The sequence below is a fragment of the Victivallis vadensis genome (assembly GCF_003096415.1).
GTDB classification, from domain to species: domain Bacteria; phylum Verrucomicrobiota; class Lentisphaeria; order Victivallales; family Victivallaceae; genus Victivallis; species Victivallis vadensis.
Genome location: NZ_QEKH01000005.1, coordinates 43,579 through 67,902, shown reverse-complemented (window position 1 = coordinate 67,902; position 24,324 = coordinate 43,579). Strand labels below are relative to the sequence as shown.

At 61.0% G+C, this 24,324-nt stretch carries 15 protein-coding genes; 7 read left to right on the top strand and 8 right to left on the bottom strand.

Features of this window, described 5'->3' with window-relative positions; translation table 11 throughout:
• Positions 1-7 precede the first annotated feature (7 nt).
• Positions 8-3,004, top strand: a complete 2,997-nt coding sequence (locus C8D82_RS04340) for a sugar-binding protein (RefSeq protein ID WP_116883046.1) — start codon at positions 8-10, stop codon at positions 3,002-3,004.
• Between the two features lie 73 nt (positions 3,005-3,077).
• Here C8D82_RS04340 and C8D82_RS04335 read toward each other — a convergent pair whose 3' ends face one another.
• Complete coding sequence (locus C8D82_RS04335) at positions 3,078-4,199, bottom strand: hypothetical protein (protein WP_116883045.1); 1,122 nt, start codon at positions 4,197-4,199, stop codon at positions 3,078-3,080.
• A gap of 208 nt (positions 4,200-4,407) precedes the next feature.
• On the opposite strand from C8D82_RS04335, the gene C8D82_RS04330 reads away from it, so the two are divergent.
• The 4 genes from C8D82_RS04330 to C8D82_RS04315 all read left to right on the top strand — a co-directional run bounded on the left by C8D82_RS04330 (position 4,408) and on the right by C8D82_RS04315 (position 11,317).
• A complete protein-coding gene (locus tag C8D82_RS04330) occupies positions 4,408-6,102 on the top strand; it encodes an alpha-L-fucosidase (protein WP_116883044.1) in 1,695 nt (564 codons plus the stop codon).
• A gap of 233 nt (positions 6,103-6,335) precedes the next feature.
• Positions 6,336-7,481, top strand: a complete 1,146-nt coding sequence (locus C8D82_RS04325; protein ID WP_116883043.1) for a GntR family transcriptional regulator — start codon at positions 6,336-6,338, stop codon at positions 7,479-7,481.
• 20 nt (positions 7,482-7,501) lie between these two features.
• Entirely contained in the window at positions 7,502-8,194 is a 693-nt protein-coding gene (locus C8D82_RS04320) for a prepilin-type N-terminal cleavage/methylation domain-containing protein (protein ID WP_207776067.1), read from the top strand.
• A gap of 33 nt (positions 8,195-8,227) precedes the next feature.
• Positions 8,228-11,317 carry a hypothetical protein gene (locus C8D82_RS04315; RefSeq protein WP_116883042.1) on the top strand — a complete coding sequence of 1,030 codons (3,090 nt, stop codon included), beginning with the start codon at positions 8,228-8,230 and terminating at the stop codon, positions 11,315-11,317.
• Positions 11,318-11,320: 3 nt separating this feature from the next.
• Here C8D82_RS04315 and C8D82_RS04310 read toward each other — a convergent pair whose 3' ends face one another.
• From C8D82_RS04310 to C8D82_RS04290, 5 genes are all read right to left on the bottom strand, one after another.
• Entirely contained in the window at positions 11,321-12,394 is a 1,074-nt protein-coding gene (locus C8D82_RS04310) for an SGNH/GDSL hydrolase family protein (RefSeq protein ID WP_116883041.1), read from the bottom strand.
• Positions 12,391-13,173, bottom strand: a complete 783-nt coding sequence (locus C8D82_RS04305; RefSeq protein ID WP_116883040.1) for a hypothetical protein — start codon at positions 13,171-13,173, stop codon at positions 12,391-12,393. Before C8D82_RS04305 ends, C8D82_RS04310 begins: the two co-directional genes overlap by 4 nt.
• 97 nt (positions 13,174-13,270) lie before the next feature.
• Positions 13,271-16,747, bottom strand: a complete 3,477-nt coding sequence (locus C8D82_RS04300) for a hypothetical protein (protein ID WP_116883039.1) — start codon at positions 16,745-16,747, stop codon at positions 13,271-13,273.
• Between the two features lie 17 nt (positions 16,748-16,764).
• A complete protein-coding gene (locus tag C8D82_RS04295) occupies positions 16,765-18,006 on the bottom strand; it encodes a type II secretion system protein (RefSeq protein ID WP_206212465.1) in 1,242 nt (413 codons plus the stop codon).
• Positions 18,000-19,127, bottom strand: a complete 1,128-nt coding sequence (locus C8D82_RS04290) for a GntR family transcriptional regulator (protein WP_116883037.1) — start codon at positions 19,125-19,127, stop codon at positions 18,000-18,002. Before C8D82_RS04290 ends, C8D82_RS04295 begins: the two co-directional genes overlap by 7 nt.
• 325 nt (positions 19,128-19,452) lie before the next feature.
• Between C8D82_RS04290 and C8D82_RS04285 the strand changes: the two genes are divergently transcribed.
• Positions 19,453-19,998, top strand: coding sequence for a hypothetical protein (locus tag C8D82_RS04285; protein WP_116883036.1), 546 nt, complete (start codon positions 19,453-19,455; stop codon positions 19,996-19,998).
• 9 nt (positions 19,999-20,007) lie between these two features.
• Here the strand turns inward: C8D82_RS04285 and C8D82_RS04280 are convergent, their stop codons facing one another.
• Positions 20,008-20,847, bottom strand: a complete 840-nt coding sequence (locus C8D82_RS04280) for an AraC family transcriptional regulator (RefSeq protein WP_116883035.1) — start codon at positions 20,845-20,847, stop codon at positions 20,008-20,010.
• 153 nt (positions 20,848-21,000) lie between these two features.
• On the opposite strand from C8D82_RS04280, the gene C8D82_RS04275 reads away from it, so the two are divergent.
• Positions 21,001-22,923, top strand: a complete 1,923-nt coding sequence (locus C8D82_RS04275; protein WP_116883034.1) for an ADP-ribosylglycohydrolase family protein — start codon at positions 21,001-21,003, stop codon at positions 22,921-22,923.
• Between the two features lie 30 nt (positions 22,924-22,953).
• Here the strand turns inward: C8D82_RS04275 and C8D82_RS04270 are convergent, their stop codons facing one another.
• The gene (locus C8D82_RS04270) at positions 22,954-24,324 is read right to left on the bottom strand and encodes a GH39 family glycosyl hydrolase (protein ID WP_116883033.1); all 1,371 of its coding nucleotides are present in this window, start codon (positions 24,322-24,324) and stop codon (positions 22,954-22,956) included.

The window sequence follows — 24,324 nt, the reverse complement described above, 5'->3', positions numbered from 1 at the left end:
GATTGCAATGAAGATCGGATTATTCGGAACGGTTTTAGCCGCGGCTTTCTGTGTCGCGGCTGCGGGACCGGCGGCTCTGGTGGATTTCGGCGCCGAAACTCCCGCATTGGAAATTCACCGTGCGGCGGAAAACGGCCAGACCGGAGTGTATCGGACATTGCCGGACGGAAAGAGGGGATTGCGGTTCGAGTGGGACAATGGCAGTGCGAACCATTTTGAATTTGTATTGAAAGAGTTTCGGAAACTGCCGGAGTTCGACGCCGCCGAAATCCGCGTGACGGCGTACCTGCCGCCGGAGGGGACGCCGCGTACTTTGAATGTCCGGCTGCGGGACCGGGACGGCGAGATGTTCCAGTTTTCGCAGCCGGTTCCGGCGGAGGCGTCGGGGTGGCGTGAGTTCCGTTACCGGATCGACCCGCTGAAACCTGATGCCGGGAGCTGGTACGGCGGCAAAAAGGCGAATAAGAAGATCGATTTCCCGGCATGTTTCGCCGGGTTCGCGGGAGATTTCCGCTCGCACGCCGGAACGGGTTGGATCGGTTTGGAAAAGGTGGAGTTCACCGTGACCAGCGCGCCGCCGCTGCTGTCGCTCGATACCGGCAAAGGTTCCGCGATCGGCGTGCTGACGCCGGGCGAGGAAAAGCAGTTGTCGCTCCGGCTGGAGAACCGCCGCCCCGGCACATTGACGCCGGAGCTGTCGTGGAGCATCACCGATGTTTCCGGAAAGGCGGCCGGGGAGGGAAAGTGGTCGCAGGTGCTGGAATCCGGGAAAACGGCGGAGATTCCGCTGCCGCCGCCCCGGAAGTTCGGCGTATACTATCTGGACCTCCGCCTGAAGGAGAGCGCCGGAGCCGCAGCGGATGTGCGCCGTCTCAGCTATGCGTATCTGGCTCCGGCCGGACCGGTCGCGGGGAAGCGGGAGGAATTCGTATTCGGCATCTGCGCGCACCTGCGCGGCAAACCGGCGGAGGAGCAGCGCCGCGAGGCGATGGCGGCGGCGTGGTGCGGGGCCACGCTGATCCGCGACGACGCGAGCTGGGGACGGATTCAGCCGAAGCCGGGAGAGTGGCGGTTTGAGGTCTACGACCCGATCCGGGAGCTGCTGGCGGAGTACGGGTTGGAGTGGGCGCCGATCCTGAATTTCCCGCCGCTCTGGTCCAGGGCGGCGGATTCCCGGCCGCGACGCAAAGGCGGCTGCCACCGGCCCGAATATCACGACTGGGCGCGGTTCGTGCGCGGATTCGCGGCTCATTACCGCGGCAAAATCCGTTCCGTCGAAATCTGGAACGAGCCGGATCATCCCGGTTTCGCGAATTTCTCCGGCGAGGAGTATGTGGAGCTGCTGAAAACCGCATACCGGGAGATCAAGGCGGTTGCGCCGGAGCTTTCGGTCCTTTCCGGCGGCGTCGCCGGGCTTCAGTCCGAAGAACAGAAGCGGCTGTTCCGCCTGATTCTGGAGTCGAAGAGCTGCGACATGCTCGCGTTCCACGGCCACGGCGGGCTGGGCGGCTACCGCCCGCAGGTCGCCAATCTTCTGAAACTGCGCCGGGAAGCCGGCGCGGATACGCCGTGGTTTGCGAATGAGACCGCGATTTCGGCGATTCTGATCGGGGAGCTGCGGCAGGCGGAGATCCTGTTTCAGAAATTCCTGTACAGCTGGGCGAACGGCGCGTCCGGCTACAACTGGTACGACCTGCGCAACGACGGCGACGACCCCGGCAACAACGAGCACAATTTCGGGCTGCTGACCCGCGACATCCGCCCCAAAGCCGCCTATGCGGCCTACAATATGCTGGCGAACCACTACCGGGGGGCGGAGTTCCTGCGGCCGCTCGCTTTCGGCAACGGGGTGGAGGCGTTCCTGTTCCGGGGGCGGGACGGGAAACTGCTGCTGGCGGTCTGGAGCAACGACGCCGGAGCCGACGGCATTCCGCTGCGGCTGGCCGGCGTGACGGGCATGGCGGCGGAGATCGACCTTTTCGGCAATATGACGCCGCTGCCGGTGCGGCGGGGGGAACTGGCGTTCAAGGCGGGACGGCGTCCGGCGACGGTCCGGGTGGAGGCGGATGCGGCCGGACTGCAGCCAGGCGGCGCTTTCCTGCGCTCCGGCGCCGAATTCACCGTCACCCCGGGGAGCGAGAGCACGGTCACGCCGGAATTTGTGAATCCGACCGGCCGGCCGCTTGCGGTGAAGCTGGCGTGGAAAACTCCCGCCGGGGTCACGGTGCGCGACGCGGTCCGCTCGCTGCGCCTGAAGCCGGGCGAGGCGCGGAAAGTGCCGGTCCGGCTGGCCGTGGCGGAAACCTTCACCCCGCCGGAGCGGGAGCCTGCCGTGCTGCAGCTCGGTCTTGAACTCGGTGCGCTGTGGAAGGGGAGCGTCGGCTGGCCGCTGCATCCGGTGGTGCGGCTGGCTCAGGGAGTGCCCCGGACGCCGACTTTCGTGCTGCGCGATGCTTCGCAGGTGATTCCTTTTGTGCCGAACGTACCCGATAAAGCGCATCTTTTCTGGAAGAACGCAGCGGACCTCAGCGCGGAAATCCGTCTGGGCCGTGATAAGGAGGCACTGCTTTTCGAGGCGGCCGTCACCGACGACGTCCACCATCAGCCGTATGCCGGAGCCGAGGCGTGGAAAGGGGACAACATCCAGATCGCGATGAAGCTGCCCGGACAGAACGGCCTGTGGGAGCTGGGGCTTTCCCGGCTGCGGGACAACTCCGGCGAGGCGTTCTGCTGGCTGGCCCCCGCCGGATTTCCGGCGGAGAAAACCGCCGCGGCGATCCGGCTGGAAACTTCGCGGGACGAGAGGGCGAAGCGGACCGTCTACCGCGCGGCGATCCCCTTCCGGGCGATCGGCCTGACGGAAGCGGCGGCCCGCCGCGGCTTCCGCTTCAACCTGATCGTGAACGACAACGACGGCGAGATGCGCGAATCCTGCATCGGCATCGCGCCGGGCATCGCCGAGGACAAGGACCCGGAGCGTTATCCGACGCTGGTAATTCCGTAGTCCCTACTGCCGGGATTTCGCCCTGCTCGCCAAAGGCGAAATCCCTGATGCCCTGCGGGGGGCCCGGGGAGGTTTATTGTTTCCAGCTTTCGACGATGGCGCGCACGCTGTCGTCGGGGGCTTCCCGGGTCATCGCGTCGAGGCGGGCGGAGGTGCCGTAAGCGGGGAAGTTTTCCAGCCATTTGCGGATGAGCGGTGTAAAGGCTTCCGGCCAGTCGTGCCCGACGCCGGGAACCTTTTCCACGAAGAGCTTTTCCGGGCGGTTCCTTTTCAGGCCGTCGACGGCTTCGTCGAGCCACTTGTGGCGCATGGTGTCATTCGCGCCGATGATGAAGAGGGTGGGACGGTCGGCGATTCGGGCGCTGCCCGCTTTGGAGCCGCCCGCGATCGCGCAGAAGCCGCTGAATGGCTGCCACGCCTTCGGATTGTTTTTCAGGTTGTCGGTGATCGAGTACGCACCGGAGGAGAAGCCGGTCAGGATCACGGTTTTCGGATCGGTCATAGTGGAGTTGCGCAGAATCTGCAGGGCGTGAAAGGCGATCTTCGAGTTGAAATCCCGGCAGGTGCCGATTTTGAGCAACCCTTTTTTCTCGTTTTCGTCATGGTTGTAGTCGGCGGTGACGATGATGAAATTTTCCGGGCCGGTGATCCGCCGCCAGTGCTGCCAGTCTCCGGTGCCGCCGGTGCCGCCGCCGAAATGAATGATGACCGGATGGGGCGTGGCGCGCTTGTAATCGGAGGGGAGGCTCACGCACATCTTGATCGGAGCGGAGCCGCCGGAGGAGGCGGAGTTGCCCAGTTCCGGGAGTTCAAGGGTGAGCAAGGCTTCCGGCTTGAGTTCCGTTTCGGGCAGAGTCCGGGCGGTTTTCGCGTAGGTGTTGCGCTGTTCCGGCCGGAACTGAACGCCTCCGGTGGGAGGCTGCCAGGGGATGGCTCGGGTGATCACGACCCGGCGGACCTGTCCTTCGCGCAACGGTCCGACCGGAATCAGCCGCCCTGCGACCAGCAGCTCCTGATTGAGCAGAGAATCGGTGAAGCGGCTGCCGCTGACCGGATACCGGATGCCGTCGCTGGTCCAGAGTTCCACCGTCTCGCCGTTTTTCACCGCCACGGCCCGCCATACCGCCGCCCGGATTGCGCTGAGCGGCAGCAACGCCGCCAGTCCGCCGATTGCCAACAGTTTACCGTATTTCATATCAGCTCCTGTCATTGGGGGTTTCTAATCAATATCGTATGCGGCTGCCGCAAATGCAAATTGGAAAGATACAAAGAAACGACAAAAAGACATGTCGGAACGGTTTCCGCCGGAAAAGAGCAGCCCCGTATTTGAAACGGCCGCTTTGACCGTTATATTAGAACTCCCGTGAACCTGAACGTCAACCACAGGATCGGGAGTTTTTTCGATGAACGCACTGGAGCTTTTCAATCCGGGCCGGAAGCCGCAGCCGCGCATGGTCCGCCGCGCCGGAATCCGCATCTGCGGAATCATGCATTTCGGACTCAACACCTTTTCGGGCCGCGAGTGGGGATACGGCGACGAATCGCCGGAGCTGTTCAATCCGGCCGCGTTCGATCCCGACCAGATCGCCGCTAGCTGCAAGGCGGGCGGGCTGGACGGCCTGATCCTGGTCTGCAAACATCACGACGGCTTCTGCCTGTGGCCGACGAAAACCACGGCGTATTCGGTCGCGGCTTCGCCGTGGCGCGGCGGCAAAGGGGATTTCGTCGGGGAGATGGCCGCCGCCTGCCGCCGCGCCGGGCTGGAGGTCGGCTTCTACGTGTCGCCGTGGGACCGGCACGACGCGCGCTACGGCAGACCGGAATATGTGACCGAAGTGTTCCGCGAACAGCTCCGCGAGGTGCTGGGCAATTACGGCCCGGCCTTTGAAGTGTGGTTCGACGGGGCCAACGGCGGCGACGGCTGGTACGGCGGCGCGTGCGAAGAACGGCGCATCGACCGCGGCTCCTACTACGGCTGGGCGGAAACCTGGCAGCTGGTCCGGGAACTTCAGCCGGAGGCCGCGATCTTCAGCGACGTCGGCCCCGACCTGCGCTGGGTCGGCAACGAGCGCGGCTACGCGGCGCCGGAGTGCCGCGGCTGCATCACGCCCCGGCCCGCGCCGGGCTCCGCGGGGGAACCGGCCCCCGGCAGCGTCGACGAGGCGAATCTCGGCTGCGGTGACGTGGACGGGCGCCTCTGCATTCCGCCGGAGTGCGATGTGCCGCTGCGGCCGGGCTGGTTCTATCACGAGACGGAAAATTCCAGCTTGCGCAGCGTCGCGCATCTGGTCGAAATCTACGAGCAGTCGGTCGGCAACGGCGGCTTCCTGAATCTGGGGATCTCCCCGGACGCCTCCGGGCGGATGCACCCGGTCGATGTGAAGCGCCTGGCGGAGTTCAAACAGGCGCTGGAGGCGATCCGGGGCGGGGAATTTGCGCGCGGTTCCATCGCGTTGAATGGCGGCGAGGCGGTGCTGGAATTCGGCGGATGCCGCCGGATCAATTTCGTCGAGCTGGCCGAGCCGGTTGCGGAGGAGGAAAAAGTGACCGCCTATACGGTATCGCTCCGCAGCGGCGGGAAGTGGAGCGAGGTGTTTGCCGGCGAATCGATCGGCCTATGCCGTATCCGGCGGTTTGCGGAGACGGAGGGCGATGCGTTGAAGGTCGCGGTGAAATCGGCGCTCGCTCCGGTGCCGGAACTGTCGGTTTGCGTCGCGCTCGCCCCGGAGTTCCGGCGCGACGAGCGCGAGACGCTGCGTCACCCGGACTACCGGAAGCTGGAAAATCCGGCGGTCTCCGGCATGGAGATGGTGTTCGAGCTGCCGGAGGAGACGGAACTGCACGGCTTTGTGTTCACGCCGGTTGCGGGCCGTCCGGCGGGGACGCCGTCACACTGCCGGATTTTCGCCTGGCGCGACGGCGAATGGCAGTGCATCGGCGGCGCGGAGTTCTCCAACGTGCGCGCCAATCCGGTGCCGCAGGTCGCCTATTTCTCCGGCACCCGCGCGAAGCGGCTGAAGTTCGTCGCGACCCGCCTGCTGGAGCCGGCTCCCGAACTGCTCTGCGCCGAATTCGGAATCCTCTCCTGTTCGCATTGAGCCGGTTTCAGCTTTTGTCGAGAATCGGAAATCCGGAGGAGAAAAAACTCCTGAAAAGTCAGCATGCACAGTATGCTTAACTGGCTTACTGTAATCAGATTGTGCAGATAGTTCCGCTTATTGTCCTGTGTCGTATTTATGCTTCTTGTATGCTTTGGTATTGACATTGAGCATGAATTAAGGTATAATTATCGGTGAACAAACGATACATTGCAACAGGGCGGAACAGGGTTATGGACTGGAAAAGCATCCGGATCGAGCAGGGCGACAACCTGCCTTATTACATGCAGCTGGCGCGCGAGATTCGCCGGCTGATTCTGACCGGACGGATTCCGCTGGGGGAGAGGATTCCGGTTTCTCGCGAGCTGATGAAGATTTTCAAATTCAGTTCGACGACGGTGGAAAAGGGGATCGGCATTCTGGTGGAGGAGGGATTTCTGGTGCGCCGTCCGCGCATCGGCACCTTCGTCGCCGAAACGCTTCCGGTCAAGCCGCGCCGCCAGCGGAAGCACTCCGGCAAAGTCAAAGTGCTTTTTACGGATATCTTTCCATACGGGGATTTCTGGTTCCAGATTCTCTTCGAGCTTGAGCGCGGTTTGAGCGAGCTGGGATGCGAGCTTGTTTTCCTGCGCCGTGAGAATTCCGCCGTGATCGATCCGAAGGAACTGGCCTCCGATTGTCTCGGCGTCGTGATGTGCGGCACGAACTCCCTGAGGCTCGCCCGCGAAGTGCAGGCGTACAAGACGCCGCTGGTGCTGATCGGCGGGCTTGATCACGATGTGTCGCATGAGTTCGGACTGGATTTGCTGATGCACGACGATGCCGAAGCCTGTTATTGCGGGGTGAAGCACCTGCTGACCCTCGGACATCGGGGAATCGCCGTACTGACGCCGTGTATCGGCAGCCAGTACGGGAACCGCCAGCGCGAAGGCGTCGAGAGGGCGATGCGCGAATTCGGATTGACGGACCGGGAAATCCGTATCGTCGGTTCTGAATTCGCGACTGTTGAATCCGGGGAGGAACTGACGAAGGAGGTGGTCTCCAGCTTTCCTGACACGACGGCGATTTTCGTAATCGATGCACCGATGGCGATCGGATGTTTGCGGGCCGCCGAGCAACTCGGCCTTTCCGTTCCGCAGGATTTGAGCATTCTGACTGCCGGCAGCCAGTGGCTCTGCTCGATCGTGAATCCGGCGTTGACCTCGCTGACGGCATACGATGAGGTGAAAATTGCCCGGCACGCGCTGGAGAAGCTGTTCGGGCAGATCGACAACCCGGAATATCGCAAAAGTATCACGGTGCTGCCGCGCGACAATAAAGTGGTCTTTCGCCGCTCCGTTCACGCTTTCCGGCGCGCCGGAATCAAATCGGCCCTTTAACCCAATCAATGGAGATTGATATGAAACATCGTTTTACTTTGGTCGAGTTGTTGGTTGTGATTGCAATCATCGCGATTTTGGCTGGAATGTTGTTGCCGGCGCTGAGCCAGGCGCGCGGCAAGGCGCGTTCCATGACTTGCGTGAACAACTTGAAAAATCTCGGTTCCGCAAAGCTTCAATATTCCATGGATAATCACGACAATGATGTTCCATTGACTGTCACCAGCAGTTGGGCAGGACTCTGGCATGAGAATGCCGCTCTGCACATCAACTATCTCGGGATATCCATTCCGAATGTGCAATATGAGTTCTGGAACCGGACGATTCTGGTCAAGCCCGGTCAAGCTTATGTGCCTTTCAAAATGCTCTGTCCCGAAAAGAATTTGAAGTCGGATGACACCTCCGGACTCTATACGCTGGAATCCTATGGGCTGAATGCGGAGGGGTTATCAGGTACACAGGCTTGGAAATTCACGAGAATCAAGTCGCCGTCTGACCGGGTTCATCATGCCGAGTCGGCAAAGGAGTCGGCAAGGAGCGGACAATGGAATATTTATCCTGGAAACGCTTCGTCTGAAACCGGTTATATAACCGGATCAGGAATCCATTTTATCCATTCCCGCCGTGCCAATGTCCTGTTTTTCGACGGGCATACGGCCGCCGTATCCCAGCCGGAGCTGTACGATACAAAACGATGGCAGCCTTACAATTGATCTTCGCCTAAACTAACTTTGAAAGGAAATGAAATGAACCGTTTTCTGTTAATTGCCGGGATGCTGCTCGGAATCTGCGCCGTGCTTCGGGCCGTTGAACTGCCGCCCGGAAGCGTGCTGGAGTCGAACGGCATCCTGAAAATCGGCAATGTGACATTGAGCCTCCGCGCCGCCACCAGCTCCTGGAGTGTTCCGGGAAATGCCCAGTGGCGGAACCTCAAGAGTGAAGCCGGATCGGATTTACGGAACTTTTCCGGGGAGTTTGAATTTTCCGGTGTTCAGGCTCATGCTTCCGAAACGGTACGTCGGACCGGGCCGAACAAATACCGCATTGAAGGGGAATTCAAATTTGCGTCGCCGGTGTTCGCGAATGCCGTTTTCGCCGACTTCGATCTCCCGCTTCCCGGCGTGAAACTGCTGGTGGACGGCAAGGCGGTTATTGTACCGGAAGTCGCCGGAAATCCGGAATTGTTCGATCACCGTCAGGTTCGTTCGATCCGGGTGGAAATGCCGGGAGGAACGGCTTTCGTCATTTCCGGGAAACTTCGCCCCAGAATACAGGATAACCGGAAGTACAACGGCAACTCGGTTTCCATCCGGCTCGCCTGTATCAGGCAATCTGCGCCCGATGGTTTGCTGAATGCCGCAAAGATCGAGTTTGATCTCGAAATTCTGCCGTCCGGGGCGCTCCCCGTTGAATTGGGAAAAGTCGCCAACGGCGGCGTCCCGGATTTTCCGCCTCCCGGTGAATTGAAGTTCAACGGTTTCCCGTTCCGAATTCGTGCGGACGGAAAGACGGTTGCGGTCGGACGCGGCGTTTCCGCCGAACAGGTAAAACTTCCGTTGCCCGCCAACCGGGCTCGGGCGGTCAATCTGCTGCATGCCGTCGATTGGAATCTGCTGGCCGGCTGGCTGCCGGAAAAAGGCAGGCCGGTCGGATTTCTCGATATCACTTATGCCGACGGGAAATGCGAATCGATTCCTGTCAGGAACGATGTCGATTGCGGCAACCGGACCGCGCCGAATAATTCGTGTCCGAATGCGGCATTGGCGATTACGAGCGCAGAGGGGGCTTCTCCCGCCGGATTCTACGCTTCAAGTTTTGCGCTCTCAGGGGAGCGCCCGGTGGCGGTGGCGTTCCGTTCCGCCATGCCGGAAAACGTCACCTGGACGGTCGCCGCGGTGACGCTGAGCGACCGTCCCATCCGTTTCCCGGCACGACCGAGCCGTCCATTTACGATCAAGGAGGGGGAACAGTGGAAACGGCTTCGTTTCGAGCGGAACATCATCCCCGGCAGTCCGCTGGATTTCTCGCGGATCAGCCCGCTGGACGCTCCTGCCGGCAAATACGGTTTTGTCCGTTCCACCTCCGACGGAGAATTCACTTTTGAAAATGCGCCGGACAAACGAATCCGATTTTACGGCGTCAACCTCTGCTTCAGTGCTAACACGCCGGACAGGAAAGATGCGGATGAACTGGTGGAATATCTGGTGCGGATGGGGTATAATACGGTCCGGTTTCATCATCAGGAATCCGAGCTTATCGACAAAAATGCCGCCGATTCGCTGACTTTCGACCCTGTCGCACTGGATAAGCTCGACTACCTTTTCGCAAAATGCAAAGAACACGGTATTTATCTGACTACCGACCTTTATGTGAACCGGCAGTTCAAGCCCGGCGACAACATCGGCGTGAAGAACCCTCAAACTTTGAAAAATGTCAAGGGCCTGCTTGCGGTCAACCGCGCGGCGATGGAAAACTGGAAGGAGTTCGTCCGCCGCTGGATGAACCACAGGAATCCCTATACCGGTATGACCTGGGGCGAGGATCCGGCGCTGGCCACGCTGGCGATGGTCAACGAAGCGTCGCTGGCCGGCAGTTGGGGAGGAAGCCCCGAACTGATTCCGATTTATCGGAAGAAGTTTGAAGATTGGAAAAAAGTGAAAGGGCTGCATGCGGGAGACAACGCCTCCTTCAGCCGCTTCCTGGCCGAATTGGAACTTGAAATGAGTTCCGAAATGCTCGATTTCGTCCGGAACGAACTGAAACTGAAAACTATGTTGACCGGATTCAACTGCAACTATAAACTGGCCGATCGCGCGGACTACACGGATGAACACAGCTATTTTGCCCATCCCAGCTTTCCGGTGAATCCGTGGAATCCGCCGATCCAGTTCGATACCAGTTCTCCGATCCGCAACAATGCGCTGCTGCAGCGGGAGCTCATGCCGCGCCGTTGTTTCGGTAAGCCGTTCACGGTCAGCGAATTCAACTATTGCTACCCCAATCCGTTCCGTGCGGAACAGGGACCGTTGATCGGCGCCTACGCCGCCTTGCAGAACTGGGGAGGATTGTGGCGCTTTACCTGGTGCCACGGAGCGGGCGGGCTCAAAGGAATCAATACTCTTTTCCCTTTCGACGCCGTCAACGATCCTATGCAGCAGCTCAGTGACCGGATTGTGATTGCACTGTTCCTGCGCGGTGACATGGCTCCGGCGAGAGAGAAGATTACTTTCCCGCTTCCCCGTGATTTTGCCGTTCGCGGTTCTCTTCCGCCGGAATCGGGGGAGATCGGACTGAACGCACAGGTCGGCTGGCATATCGACGGAGAACCGCTTCCTGACGGCGCCCGGCTCTTCCGGCCCGGCATGGCCGTTGCTCCCGATCCCCGGCTCAGGTTGGTTCCTGCCGATGGAACTTTCGCGGTCGTCACGGAACGGACGGAAACCGCCACACTGCCGAAAGGGTCGCTTGCAGCGGGAGTGCTCCGGGTGAAAAACGCTGACAGATTCATGACCGTTGCCGCGATCTCCCGGGACGGAAAGCCGCTGGCCGAAAGTGGAGACCTTCTGATTATTCACCTGACCAACCTCTCCGGCAGCAACGTTCCATATGCTGCCAACGATATCTGTAACAGCTGGGGAACGTGGCCGCTGCTGGTCGAACGCGGTACGGCAGAACTGGAATTGGCCGGTCCGGCGCCGTGGCGGGTTGCCGCGCTGGCGACGGACGGTTCGGAACTCGGCGAGGTTTCGGGAGAATTCAAAAACGGAATTTTCCGGTTCAAGGCGGATACCGGCTGTTTTCCCGGCGGGGTGATGGCCTACCACCTGACCCGCTGAAACTCATGCTCCGGTCATCTCGGCGAGGAGCGGCAGCATGGTGCGGTACATCCGGTAGAAGCCGAGATCGTTCGGATGGCAGCCGTCCACGGTGCAGGCGTCGCGCTCCTCGGCGCCGAACAGCAGTTCGCCGTCGAGAAACCGCACGTGCCGGTCGCCCGCCGCGGCCGCGTGTTCCCAGGTCGCGCGAATGATCTCCCGGCGGCGGATGTCGGCGGCGGTGCCGTGGAAGTCGCATCTTGACACGAGTAACACCGGCAGCTCCGGCCGCCGGTTTCGGATCGCCCGGAAGAACGGTTCGTGGGTCGCTTCCAGGTGGGCTTCGTCCGGCGCGTTGTGGTCGTAGTCGAGCACGACGGCGGCGAGCTCCAGTTCGCCGATCGCTTCGGCCAGCGCGATTTCCCCCTTGCCGCTGCCGGAGAAGCCGAGGTTGATCTCCTCCGCATCCAGAGCGCGGCAGAGCAGATTGGCGTAGGAGTTGCCGGGGCGCGACGCACAGCCTCCCTGTGTGATGCTCGAACCGTAGAACAGGATCGGTTTCGCTATCCGGTGCGGTGCGGGCGGCAGCACCGCGCTGCCCGGAGCAACGCCGATTTCAACCGAGGCCGCGCCGCCGTAGAGCGGCAGGTTCAACAGATATTCGGTCATTTTGCCGGAGCCGTCGCGCAGCAGCGGCAGCTCCAGCAGTTGCTGGTCGCGGTTCGGCTGGGCGGCGGCCTGAAAGACGAAACCCCCGCTTTCTCTCCGGTAGAGGTCGAAGCCCGCGCTGCCGGTGCGCGGCATGTGATTCATATCAAAGGAGTAAGCCAGTTGCGCGCGCAGCGCAAGGCAGGGCGAATCGGTGCGGAAACGGATCGTGCCGCCCGAGGTGTGGTGCGCGAGATCGAGGGCTCCCTGATTGATTTCGGCGGTGGTGAAATGTTCCGGCAGCCGATAGAGCGGGGCGTCGGGTTTGCGCCACGCGAAGCCCTCCGCCGCAAACGGCGGCTGCAGCGCATCGCGGAACTCCACATCCAGCTCGCCGACGGAGGCGATTTTGAAATTCCGGTCGATTTCGGAGATATCGCGCGGTTTCATTTCAGCTCCGAAACCTTTCCGGTTGCGGTTTCGACCTGATAGTGGCGGGTGTCATTCAGCGGGGCGGTGTTGTCCAGCCGGGAGCCGTCCAGCTGCCAGTGGCTGCCGTTGAGTGTTGCGGTGAACGGCAGATAGGCCGCCGCTTCCGGGGTCGCCCGGATCAGGGCCTGGACCGCGGCCCGGCTGTCGGAAATTTTCGCTCCGGCCGGGGCGGAGGCCGCCGGTTTGACGAAGGAGTCGACGAATTTCAGCAGCCGCGCATACTCCGGCGTGCCGATCGAATTGGTTTTCAGCAGATAGGTGAGCACGGCGTTGTCGCCGATCCGCACCATGCCGCAGGTCAGGTATCGCCACTCTCCGGCGGGCGGGAGCTTTTCGGCGTATTTGCGGTCGGTCAGATAGAGCAGCGCGGCGGGACGGCCCGCCGGGTTGGCCGGGTAAACCCGGAAAAGCTGTTCCACGCACTGCGGCAGAAATTCGCGTGCACGCACCCGCAGCGCGTTTTCCAGCTTGTCGGCGTCATTGAGCACTCCCTCCGAAGCCAGCGACGCGAGAAAGGTCAGCTGCATCTGATACTGCTGCTGCGGGCCGGTGATTTCGGCGACCGCGATGCGGTTGGGCATGTATTTTTCCAGCTTGAGCTGCGCGCCCTGCGGCGGTTGAAGCCGGAAGCGGTCCTCGCGCGACATGCGGATATTGATCGGTTCGGCGACGGCGGCAATGGCGAGAAGCAGCAGTACGGCTGTCGCCGGAATTTTCGGAAACGTTCTCATCTTCATGGTATCCTCTCCGGGAGATGTTGGATCTTCCTGTCTTATTCAATATAATACCATTTCGACGACTTTTAAATATGAAAGCCGGACAAATCGCGGAATTTCAGGGATTCCGAGGCGGAGCGGCGGCGAAATTCCCGACCTCCTGTTCAAACAGAATAAAGGGGAATCGTTCCGGATTCTTATTCTCGCCGATGCCGGGGGCGATGTGAATCCAGCCGTCGCGCCCTTCGCCGTCGTTGTCGTTGATCAGCAGGTTGAAACGGAATCCCTGCCGGGCGGCTGCCGGAGTGAGGGCGACCGTTTTCAGCGGAATGGCCAGTTCATATCCGGTCACGTTTTCTTTCCGGGTGGTGACGAGCTTCATCTCCTGTGCCGCCTCCGGGGCGAAACCGTCCGGAGCCTGGTAAAGGAACACCTCGGACCGGCCGGTGTCGAGCCGGGAGAGTCCGAGTTCCCAGCAGCCCCGCTGTCCCGGCAGTTGGAAGGCGAGCTGGATATTGTCGCCTTTCCAGACGGAGAATCCCGTAAAGGGCTGGACGTGCCTGTCGTCGGTCACCAGAACCTTGATCCGCAGTTCGCCGCCATCAAGTTTCAGGAAAAGTTCGGCGCTGAGGTCGTCCGGGCCGCGCCAGAGGCGGTGGGCCAGCGCCGGGTCCGCCGCGGTCAGCGAGACCACCTGGGAGATATCGCGGAGCCGGAAGTCGGGGGCGCGGTCGAAATCCGCCCGGGCCGGAATCACGACCGCCGAATTGACCGGAATGTCGAGGCTGCCCCGCCACGGCGTGCCGTGCAGCTCGTAGGCGAGCCTGAGTTGGCAGGTGTGTCCGTATTCCGGTTTGAAGCCGGGGAGGGCGGAGAGTTCAAATTCGACGGTTTCCGTCCGGTTCGGCGGGACGGTGAGGTGTCTGGCGTTCCCGGAAACCCGGAACTCCTCCGGCAGGTTTTCCAGTTTGAGCCGGAACTCTCTTTCCCGGTCGAACGGGTTGAAAAGCCGGCAGGCGACCCGGAAGCTCCGGCCGGGAGCGGCCGCGCCGGAAGCCGCCGCTTCCAGAAGCCGTCCGGCCAGTTCGACACGGCTCGCGCCTTTCAGTTTCAGCGTGGCGGGCATCGGAGTCAGCGAAAGAAGCGCCACGCCCTGTTCCGTCTCCTGTGGGACTTCGTTCCCCATCAGGTCGATGACGGAGGCCGCGGCGGCGTCGGTGCGGAGAGCGACGGAGAGCGTACTGCCGGAACCGGATTCGTTCCAGGCGGGAATCAGGAGGTTTTTCCCGTCCGCAAAGACGAAGGCCGGAAAATCGTCGCCCGTTTCGAGCGGGCGGAGGAATCGCGCTTCCCGGAACGTGCCGGCGAGCATATTGAATACGGAGTAGACCGGCTTGGGCTGGAAATCGAAGCTCATCATCCCGTAATTGTGTTCCGCGTTCATCGGGTCGAAACCGTCATTGCGCAGGTTGTACCAGTTGTAGCCGACCGCGCCGCGCGCCCATGCGAAAATCAGCTTTTTAAAGAGGGTCAGTGCCTGGTTGCGTTCGGTGCCGTTCATGGAGCTGACCGCCGTTTCGTTGGCGTACCACGGGACGTCGGTTCCCGTTTCCCGGCGCATCGGCAGGAACTTGCCGTCCACCGCATTGCGGAACCGGTCGAAAGAACCGTGCTGGTGGTAGGCGTGAAGCTGGAAAGCGCCCCGGGCCAGCTTCAGGCAGTCGCGCTGGAAAGTGGGGCTTTTCAGGCCGGTGTGGCCGATGGCGGTCGCGAAGCCGCCGGTCATGACGACTGCTTCCGGCGCGTTCTGCCGGGCGATTTCTCCGGCGGTTTTCAGGAGGGCCGCGTACTCTTCGAGACTCATGCGGTTGAAGCCGGAGAGGTCCGGCTCGTTCCAGACCTCCCAGTAGCGGATTTTGCCGCGGTAGCGGGACAGCACGGTCCGCACATAATTGCGCCATGCGCCGGGATCGGGCGCACCCCGGTTCCAGCTTTTCCAGTCGGAAGCGTTGCGTCGTTCCGGGGGGGCGGCCCAGCGCGGGGTGAAGCCGAAGAAGCCCTGAAGCTCGATTCCGGCCGCCAGATGGCGGTCGATCAGGGAGTCGAGCGGCGCGAAGTTCCACCGGTCCGGCGCGGGCTGCAGACGCTGCCACTCGAAGGTGTTCCGCACGATCTTCGCGCCGCAGAGGGCCGCCGCCTCGATCCCTTTCTGCTGTTCGCCCGGACTCCAGGAGGCGGAGTTGTTGCAGATTCCGAACAGAAAGCCCGGCGCCCGCCCGGGAGTCGGACCGGCGGGAGCGAGGTAGGCGAAGTTTCCGGTTTTGCGGCTCCGGAATTCCGGCGCGCCGTGTTCGGTGATGTCGGCGGCGACTTCCCAATGGCCGAAAGAACCGGGCAACCGCCGGGGAGTGTGGCCGGCGGTCTCTCCGGCTTCCAGTTGGAATGTCGCGCGCTCCCGGAAACCGTTCCCGAAAAAGTCGCGGAATTCCAGATCGGCGGTGAATTCGCCGCCCCGGTTGGAGCGGTTGGTGAACTTCAGCTTGAATGCGTTCTCTTCGCCCCATTTCAGCACATGCAGGGCGTTGCCGGTGACGATTTCCAAGTCCAGCGCCCCGGAGGGCGGTTCCGCCGTGACGAGGGTTGCCCCCGTCAGCAATACGGCTCCCGGCGTATCGCCGTCGCAGGAGAGGGTGAAACCCTCCGCCCGGAACGGGAGGCGGGCGCCGGCAAACAGGGAGTCCAGATCGACTTCGAGCGTGTTTTTCCCCAGCTTCAGGGGAAGCGCCGGAGTTTTCAAAAGCCGGTTGCCCGCGTCCCGGAAACTCCAGCGGAGCCGGGGATTTCCGGCGAGAAGTTCCGCCGTGACTTTCAGCTTCCGCGGCTTTGCGTGGAAGGTGCGGACCGGGTTGCGGCGTTCAGTCACGAAACATTCGCCGACGATTCCGGTGACCAGCAAGGCTTCGGAACCGGGATGAAGTTCCCCGGTTCCGCTTCTGCGGCGGTGGATTTCGTCGGAGTTGAATGTGTGGAACGGCCGTTCTGCGGAGACGGTTCCGCCTCCGGCAACGCCGATTTCGACCGAAAGCAGTTCCAGACTCGTCCGGTTTCCCTGCCGGGCGTGGTCGATGCTGAATCCGTAGACGCGGGCGGGCTGGTCGAGCATTTTATTGCCGTCGCCGCCCCAGCCGTGCGGCTGACTGCCGGCGGGAATCTCCCAGACGGCTTCGATGAGGCCGTCCCGGACGACGGCGGGCCGGGAGAACTGGAAATTTTCGTTGCCGCTGTCGAGCAGGCGCAAACTCACCTTGCGAACCGGCGTATCCGCCGGAACCCGGAATCGGGCGGTAACCGAAAGCCGGGTGAATTCCGGCAGTTTCCGCTTCTCCGGGAAAGAGAGGGAGATGTACTTGGATTCCTGCGGATTCCAGGTGACCGCGACTCCGTCGCCGGAACGCGGAAAAAGAATCGGTTCCTTTTGGCCCGGAATATGCAGATACAGCCCCCGGTCCGGCGAAAGCCGGATGCGTTCCGCCGCGGCGGATGCGGCGATGAGCTGGAACAGCAAAAAAAGCGAAAGAAAAATGCGCGTTTTCATATCATGATCCTGCGGGATTAGGGGATGACGAGGCTCCAGTTGACTTCCTTGTAGCGGACCTGCGACACGTGGCCGTCGAACCACAGGACGGATTTTCTGGCGCTGTGGCGGAACGAGGCTTCAAAGCCGTTCTGGAACAGGCCGTTGTAGACGTTGTTCAAGTAAGTGCCGTTCCGGATGTTGCACGGGATGCCCGCGTTGGCGGCCATCTCCGCGCCGTAGCCCAGCTCCGAAACAAAGAGCATCCGCGAGGGGGAGGGCGGGGCGATCCCGCCGGAGCTTTTGGTGCAGCGGGAGTCCGGCTTGGCATAGAGGCTGTTTCCGCCGGGAGAATTCAAGTCGACTTCCGGTGGCGCGGCGAGGGCGGTCATGCGGAAGTCCTCCTTGTAGCGGCCGAAGGTGTTCATCGCATAGCAGGACATATCTTTCTTGCCGATCACAAGACCGGGACAGTTCAATACACCGGCGTTGCGGATGTCGGAGGCGTCCTGCCACACGTCGATTCCGTCATGCGCCCGGGGAACGCCGCGCTGCCCGAGATAGGGAGCCGTGCGGAATGTCCAGACGAAGGATTCCCCCGGATAAGCCGCTCCCGCCTCCTGCGAAGGTTTGGCCGCCGGATAATATTTGTGGTCCCCGGCATAGAACGCAAGTCCCGAAAAGACCTGTTTCAAGTTGCTGACGCATTGGATGCTCCGGGCCTGGTTCCGGGCTTTCTGGAGGACCGGGAGCAGCATCGCGGCCAGTATCGCGATGATCGCTATCACCACGAGCAGCTCAATCAGCGTAAATTTTGCGATGGCCGGCCTTACATGGCGGTATGCGGGGGGCGTATCCGCCGCCCCCCGCGCCCCCTGCGTCCGGCAAGGTGCCGGTGCCGGGTACGGGACGGTCGACAGGCGGGGCCGCGGTTGCTCGGCGGGGGAAGAAGATTCGCAATAACGTGAAATCATCTTCCCGCTTTTTTGCGGAAAGATGATTTCACGTTTTTGCTCCGACTTGCCGCTTGCAGAGCATTGGCGGAGGCGTGAGAGCTTGCCGGGAGTGTGCGAGAGGTTGAGATCGTTTGGTACGGGGAGAGACGCGGCGCTGGTCGCCGCTTTCTCTCCCCCGCGCCCCTCTCTTTTACGCAGAGCGGCAGTCGTGGACTGATTGTATATTTTACAAGTTGTGTTCACGAGCAGCTCGATAAGTGTAAAATTGCTTGTCAGTCTGCGGGAGCCGCTTACGGGGGAATGGGGGAATTTTTCGGTCAGCATTTGGAGTTTCCTTTGTTGTTGGACATGAGGAAAGAAGACCCCGGAACCGGCGCCGTCGAACCGCGTTCGACCAGTTCAAACCGGATTCCGGTATTGATCAATTCCGAATTGCGCAACAGTTTCTGCGCCGCTTCGTAGGTGCAGCGGACCATCTGCTGCATATCGTCGTCCACCGTGGTCAGCCCCGGATGGAAAAATTCGCTGTCGCCGGTGTTGCCGCAGCCGATGATGCTGACTTCCTCCGGGATTTTCACCCCGGCTTCATAAAAGGCTTTGTAGGCGCCCAGCACCGGTTCTTCGCTGATGAAGAAAAAGCCGGTCGCCTCCGGCCTGCCGTCGTGCAGCAGGTTGGTGATGGTCCGGTACACTTTCGGCAGGGAGTTTTCTCCGGGGGCGATGCCGCAGTCGATGACCTGCGGAGTGACGCCGTTGAGTTCGCAATATTGCAGAAAGCCCTTGCAGCGGCTCTCCACGGCGGATATGCGCGGTTCGGTGATGACCAGCGCCAGTTTGCGGTGGCCGAGTTCCAGCAGTTCCCGGGCGACTTTCATGCCGATGAACTCCTCGTCCCGCCAGACGCAATTCAGCCGGAGGCGGTTGCAGTCCCTGCCGAAAACGATGAAGGGAATCCCGAACGATTCGAGCAGCGCCGCGTCTTCGTTCCGCAGGTTGTCCGCGGAGGGCGACACGATCAGCAGGTCGATGCGGGTGCGCGGAAGCACCGGAATCACCCGGTATTTCTGATAGTCGAACGGCAGGAAAAGCAGCTCGAACCCATATTCGTCCTTCAACTTGTAAAAGTGATACTGCTTGAGCGCGTTGGACTTGCCCGGCCAGTTCGGGATGGACAACCCGATGACCGGACGGGCGCCGGGGCTGTACTTGAGCACTTCCTCGGTCACGAAAGTGCCGCTGCCGACGTTGCGCGAAAGCAGCTTTTCCTCCTCAAGGTCGGCGAGGGCCTTGCAGACCGTCGCCTGGCTGACGCCGTGCGACTTCATCAGTTCGCGCACGGAAGGAAAACTGCTGCCGGGAGACATGGCGAAGAGCTGTTCCTTCAACTCCCGGTACAACTGCTCGTACTTGTGGCCGGAGGACACGGCGGCGTTTTTTCTGACCATTTGAAAAGGCTTTCCCGTTTGGCTGATTCAGTTCCGTCTGGCATAGTATAATGTGTCGATACACTTAAATCAAGTCTCGATACATTGAAATTTTAAAAAAAATTGCCGGCAGGGAGCCGCTGCCGGGAGGGCACGCCAATGCCGCTCCGGAGGCATGCGGCGACTGGCACATGCAAGGTGAAGGCCGGTCTCCTCCCTCATTACGGCATTTGGCTGCGGGAGTATGGCGCGGAATCGGCGCCGCAGCGGGAATGGACCTTGTAAAACGTTGATTATGTAGTATATTGTAATAGGTTGAAAACGTTTCATACAAGGAATCGTGATTATGAAAAAGATTTTTCCGATATTCTGTATCCTGCTGCTGGCCGGCGGAAGTCCGCTGTGGGCCGCCTATGCGAAGATCGGCGACTACCGCGATGTCGAGGTGGTCAATGTGACCTGGCGCGGCATTGAGGTGCTCCACCGGGACGGCGGCTGCATCCTGACCGAAAAAGACCTCTCCGACGCGGACAAGGCGACGCTGAAAAAGGAGCTTGAACAGCACCGGCAACTGCTCAAGGAACAGCAGGCCCGCTGGGAGGAGCGCAGAAAAGAGCTGGAAAAAGAGAAGAAAATCGCCGAACAGCAGGCCAGGTCCGTGAATAACGTGATGAATCAGGCGAAGAAGAACAAGAATCTCGCTGCCCGGCTGAAAACCCTTGAAGACGCGAAACGGAAGTTTCCGAAGGCCGCCAACATGCAGGCGCTGAACAAACTGATCTCCGACACCCGCAAGGCCAAGAAAGCCGCCGACGACAAGGCCCGCAAAGCCCGGGAGGCCGCCGCGAAAAAGAAAGCCGAGGAAGAAAAGAAAAAGCGCGAGCAGCAATGAACCGGCCGTTTACCGTGGGGAGGCGAAGTGTCCGAGCTGCCGGTACTCTCGAGGGGAAAGCCCGGTCTTTTTCCTGAAAACGCGGGAGAAGTGACAGGTATCGTAGAAACCGAGCCGCAGCGCAATTTCCCCGATGGTAAGTTTTCGTTCTTCAAGCAGGCGGCGTGCTTGCCGGATGCGGAGGGCGCCGATGTGGCCGGGAACGGAGTTGCCCGTCCATTGCCGGAATGCGCCGGCGAAAGCCGGCGTGCTCATGCCCGCCACGCCGGCCAGTTCCCGCAGGGATATGGTACTGCCGAGATGGGCATTGATGTATTCAAATACTTTGGAGGCGCTTGGCCGGTGCCCCGGCGGGATGTGCCGTTCGCAGTTCCCGCGCCGCAGCAGCCGGACCAGAAAAACGGCGAACAGCGCGCGTACGGCCGCTTCATAACCCGGAAGGCGTTTCTTCAGTTCTACAATGATCTCCTGAAAACGGAATTCTTCCGCATCGGTTTCATCGTTTTCCAATTGATAGAGCTTCCGGTCCGTCCGGCTTTCCCAGTCGTCAAGCAGAGGAGTCAGCGCGGGTTCGTGCTGCAGTAGTTCGCGTCGAAAAAGAATGTTGTAAAAAGTACAGCTGGATGCCATCTCGTAACAATGCGTGTCGTGCGGATTGAGTATGTAAACGTCGCCGCGCAGCACCGGGTAGGACAGATCGTTGATCCGGCAGAGACCGGTGCCGCGCGTGATGAACACGAGTTCAAAACAGTCATGTCTGTGCAGACCGATCGCGCCTGCTTTCTGCACCGGCCAGACCGCGAGGGGCAGATCGGGAGAACAATAGTCGTTCAGATGATACAATTCCATTGAAAATACCGCCCTGTTTTTCTATAAAAATAGTCCGGGTTGAAGCGAAGTCAAGAAAAATATCGTATTGTACAACTCTTTCTTGAAATCATACAACTTTTCCCGGCGGTGCTGTGCTATACTATACCATCAACAACGAAAGGCGGAGCTTTCATGAATTATCAGACTTATTTCGACAAGGTCTACGGCTGTTGGCTGGGAAAGTGCGTGTGCGGTTCGATCGGTGCGCCGTTGGAAGGGTGCAAACAGGCTTTCGACTACCGGTTCCAGCCGGAATTCTGGCGGATCACGGAGCCGAACGACGATCTGGAGCTTCAGATTCTCTGGCTCAACGTACTGGAAGAAATCGGGCTCGATTTTGATTCGGACGATCTGGCGCAGGCGTTTCTGAACCACGTTCCCTACAATCCGGGCGAATATGCTTATTTCAAGCGCAATTTCCGGCGGGGGATTCATCCGCCGGTTTCCGGTTCCTACAACAATCATTTTTATCATCAGGGGATGGGCTGCTGCATCCGCGCTGAGATCTGGGCGTGTCTCGCGGCGGGCGATCCCGGACTGGCCGGGCGAATCTGCCGGTTGGACGGACAGATCGACCATTCGGAGGAGTCGGTTTATTCCGAAGCCTTTATCGCGGCGATGGAGGCGGCCGCCTTTGTGGAAGATGACCTGCAGAAACTGATCGACGCCGGCCTGGCGGTGATCCCTGCCGCTTCCAGGCTGGCCCGGCTCATCGCCGATACCCGCCGGTTCTGCCGCGAAGAGCCGGATTGGCGCGGGGTGCGCGAACGGATCATCCGCGATTACGGCCATCCGGACTGCACGAATATGTTTGAGAATATCGGCATTACGCTGACGGCGCTGCTGATGGGGGACGGCGATATGGAGCGGACCACCATGATCGCGTTGAACAGCGGTTTCGATACCGATTGCACCTGCGGAATCGCCGGAGCGGTTCTCGGCATCATCCGGGGGGCGGAAAAGCTGCGGAAGGATTACGGCATGGAAGATACCGGTTATGTGACGAATTTCGAGCTGCACCGCCGTTCCGACCGGATTGAGGACCTTGCCGCCGATATCGCCCGGCTGACGCTTGAGGCGGAGCGGTTCTGGAACAGGAAGCTCAAGGTGACGGAAATTCCGGCCGGGGTGGAAGCATTCCGGCTGCCGACGCGGAAGCGCGATTTCCGCTTTGAGGTGGAATACCGGGGTATGCCGGTGATCGCCGCAGGAGGTGAGGCGGAGTGTGTGTTGAAGATTTTCAATTTGTCAGACCGGTTCCGGGAAGGCGTGCTGACGCTGACCGGCAGTGAAGCGTTCCGGTTTGAATATGAAGCGGATGTGAGGATTGAGGCCGGTGGAAGTGCCGGGATTCCGGTACGGGTGCGGCATCTGGAGCCACACCGGATTCTGGATGGCGATCTGATCCGGGCGGAATTCGGCGGGACTGTTTTTCTGTTCGGATTCGCGGCGGCGGTGCCGTGGCAGGTCTACGGACCTTTCTGGGGGAATTTTGCGACGGTTCCGCAGGTGAAACTTGGCGAGGAGTCATATCTGCGGCATATTCCGCAAGGGGGATTCAACAATAATTGCACGGCAATTCGCAATTATCACTTGAATATGCGCGCCGGGTTGGATCTGGTCGGGCTGGATGAGGCGGCGCTGGCGGCCGGAACGCTTGAACTTCCGCCGCACGGCCGGGTGAACGCCGTGGATGACCTGATCCCGGTGGACCAGGTATTCGGCTTTCAGGGGCCGGCGGTGTTTTACCTCGTTTCGGAATTCGTGACGAAAGAGGATGGGAAGATCGGCATTTCGATCGGCCGTACTTCTCCGCTGGTGTTCTGGCTGGATGGCCGGGAGCTGGCGCGGGCGGAATTTGAGACTTACCTGACTCCGGAAAACATCAATCTGGACCCGGTCGATTTGCCCGCCGGAAAACATCGTGCGGTTTTCAAAGTGGCGAGGCAGAGCGACACGACGAAATTGAGCATCAATTATAAAGCCGCTTTCCGCCCGGGAGAGCGTATGGATGCCCATGTCGTCGGCTGGGAATTTCTGGACGGGACGGAATGAAAAAAACTTGTTATGGATTCACCCGGCCCGTTATCTCCGGAGGGTAAGCCCGGCAACCGAGAACGGCTCCAGCCGCACCGGTATGGTCAGATTGCCCTCCTCGTCGCTGCGGTGCGATTGCTCCTGCGGTGCGGATGCTCCAAGCCGGGAAGCTGAAGTGGAATCCTCCTGCGCGATGCTCACGGCATAGGCGGCATCCGGCCGCAGGTTGCGGAAACGGACCGGCACGGTCATCGCCGTCGCGTCACCGGCGGGAGCGTAACGGCTGATCAGTACCGCGGCGGCATCGGCGTTTCCGGCGGCGAGCACGGCGGTGTCTTCCGGCGAAACCGGGACTGCCAGTTGCTGCTCCGGCAGTTCGGCAAAGGCTTGCAGGACTCGCGACGCGGTGCGCCGGTTCCCCTGCGGGTCGAGCAGGCTGGAAGCCGGGTCGCGGTAGTGCTCGATGCGGAAGAAAGCCGCGCCGTCGATTTTGCCGTATTCCTGCATTGCCGCGAGCGCGTAGCCGGTCCACGCGGCGACCTGCGCGGCGGGAAAGCGGTTCACCGATTCGGCCGGAAGGTTCCATTCGGTGTAGAAGAGCGGCAGTTCCCGCCCCAGTTCCCGGCGGCACAGTTCCTGCATCCGTTCGGCGAAGCGTACGTAGTTCTGCGGTGCGGGAGTTCCGTTTTTGCCCGCCCAGTCGCCGTAATAGTGGATCGTGATGAAGTCCAGCGGTGCGGGGTTCTCTTTCAGGTATCGGAACCAGCCCGCATAATGTTCCGGGTACTGGGCGTTGTCGCCGAAACCGCCGACCAGCGCGCCGGGATCGGTCTGCTTGACCGCGTTGGCGACCATTCCGTAAAGCTCGAAGAAGCGGCGGTTTCCGTTCTTCCAGTCGGTCCAGAACCAACTGCCGGAGGGTTCGTTCCAGAACTCCCAATACTTGACGCCGTATTTTCGGTCGATATTCACGTGGCGGACGATTTCGGCGCAGAATTCCGCGTAAGCCCGGAAGTCCTTCGGCGGCGTGAAAGCCGGAACTTTCGCCGCCGGGTCGCTCGCCAGGTGTTGCGGCGTGCTGAAAAGGTTGATGATCACTTCGCCGCCGGCTTTTCGGACCGCCTCGATCTCCTCGTCAAGTTTCGTCCAGTTGAATTTCCCGGTTGACGCGTCATAGAGGGCGTGGGGACGGCTGTTGGTGATCATTTCGATACGGACGAGCGGAAGCGGCAGCCCCTCCAGCCCCTTGCGGATCGCCGGCTTGAAGAAACTTCCGGCGTTGCCGCCCTGCGACACCCCGGCGAGTTTGCGGTTGATCGTTCCCGTCTGTTTCGCGATATCGACCTCGATTTCCGGCGCAGCGGAGAGGGAGGCGGCGAAAGCCAGCGCGGCAACGCCGGTGCAGAATGTTCTGAGCAT

Bases quoted from the DNA above. Each gene is read 5' to 3' on its own strand.
- C8D82_RS04330 (WP_116883044.1), top strand. From the start codon at position 4,408: ATGAACGCACTGGAGCTTTTCAATCCGGGCCGGAAGCCGCAGCCGCGC.
- C8D82_RS04340 (WP_116883046.1), top strand. From the start codon at position 8: ATGAAGATCGGATTATTCGGAACGGTTTTAGCCGCGGCTTTCTGTGTC.
- C8D82_RS04295 (WP_206212465.1), bottom strand. From the start codon at position 18,006: ATGCTGACCGAAAAATTCCCCCATTCCCCCGTAAGCGGCTCCCGCAGA.
- C8D82_RS04335 (WP_116883045.1), bottom strand. From the start codon at position 4,199: ATGAAATACGGTAAACTGTTGGCAATCGGCGGACTGGCGGCGTTGCTG.
- C8D82_RS04305 (WP_116883040.1), bottom strand. From the start codon at position 13,173: ATGAAGATGAGAACGTTTCCGAAAATTCCGGCGACAGCCGTACTGCTG.
- C8D82_RS04285 (WP_116883036.1), top strand. From the start codon at position 19,453: ATGAAAAAGATTTTTCCGATATTCTGTATCCTGCTGCTGGCCGGCGGA.
- C8D82_RS04300 (WP_116883039.1), bottom strand. From the start codon at position 16,747: ATGAAAACGCGCATTTTTCTTTCGCTTTTTTTGCTGTTCCAGCTCATC.
- C8D82_RS04325 (WP_116883043.1), top strand. From the start codon at position 6,336: ATGGACTGGAAAAGCATCCGGATCGAGCAGGGCGACAACCTGCCTTAT.
- C8D82_RS04310 (WP_116883041.1), bottom strand. From the start codon at position 12,394: ATGAAACCGCGCGATATCTCCGAAATCGACCGGAATTTCAAAATCGCC.
- C8D82_RS04290 (WP_116883037.1), bottom strand. From the start codon at position 19,127: ATGGTCAGAAAAAACGCCGCCGTGTCCTCCGGCCACAAGTACGAGCAG.
- C8D82_RS04320 (WP_207776067.1), top strand. From the start codon at position 7,502: ATGAAACATCGTTTTACTTTGGTCGAGTTGTTGGTTGTGATTGCAATC.
- C8D82_RS04315 (WP_116883042.1), top strand. From the start codon at position 8,228: ATGAACCGTTTTCTGTTAATTGCCGGGATGCTGCTCGGAATCTGCGCC.
- C8D82_RS04275 (WP_116883034.1), top strand. From the start codon at position 21,001: ATGAATTATCAGACTTATTTCGACAAGGTCTACGGCTGTTGGCTGGGA.
- C8D82_RS04270 (WP_116883033.1), bottom strand. From the start codon at position 24,324: ATGCTCAGAACATTCTGCACCGGCGTTGCCGCGCTGGCTTTCGCCGCC.
- C8D82_RS04280 (WP_116883035.1), bottom strand. From the start codon at position 20,847: ATGGAATTGTATCATCTGAACGACTATTGTTCTCCCGATCTGCCCCTC.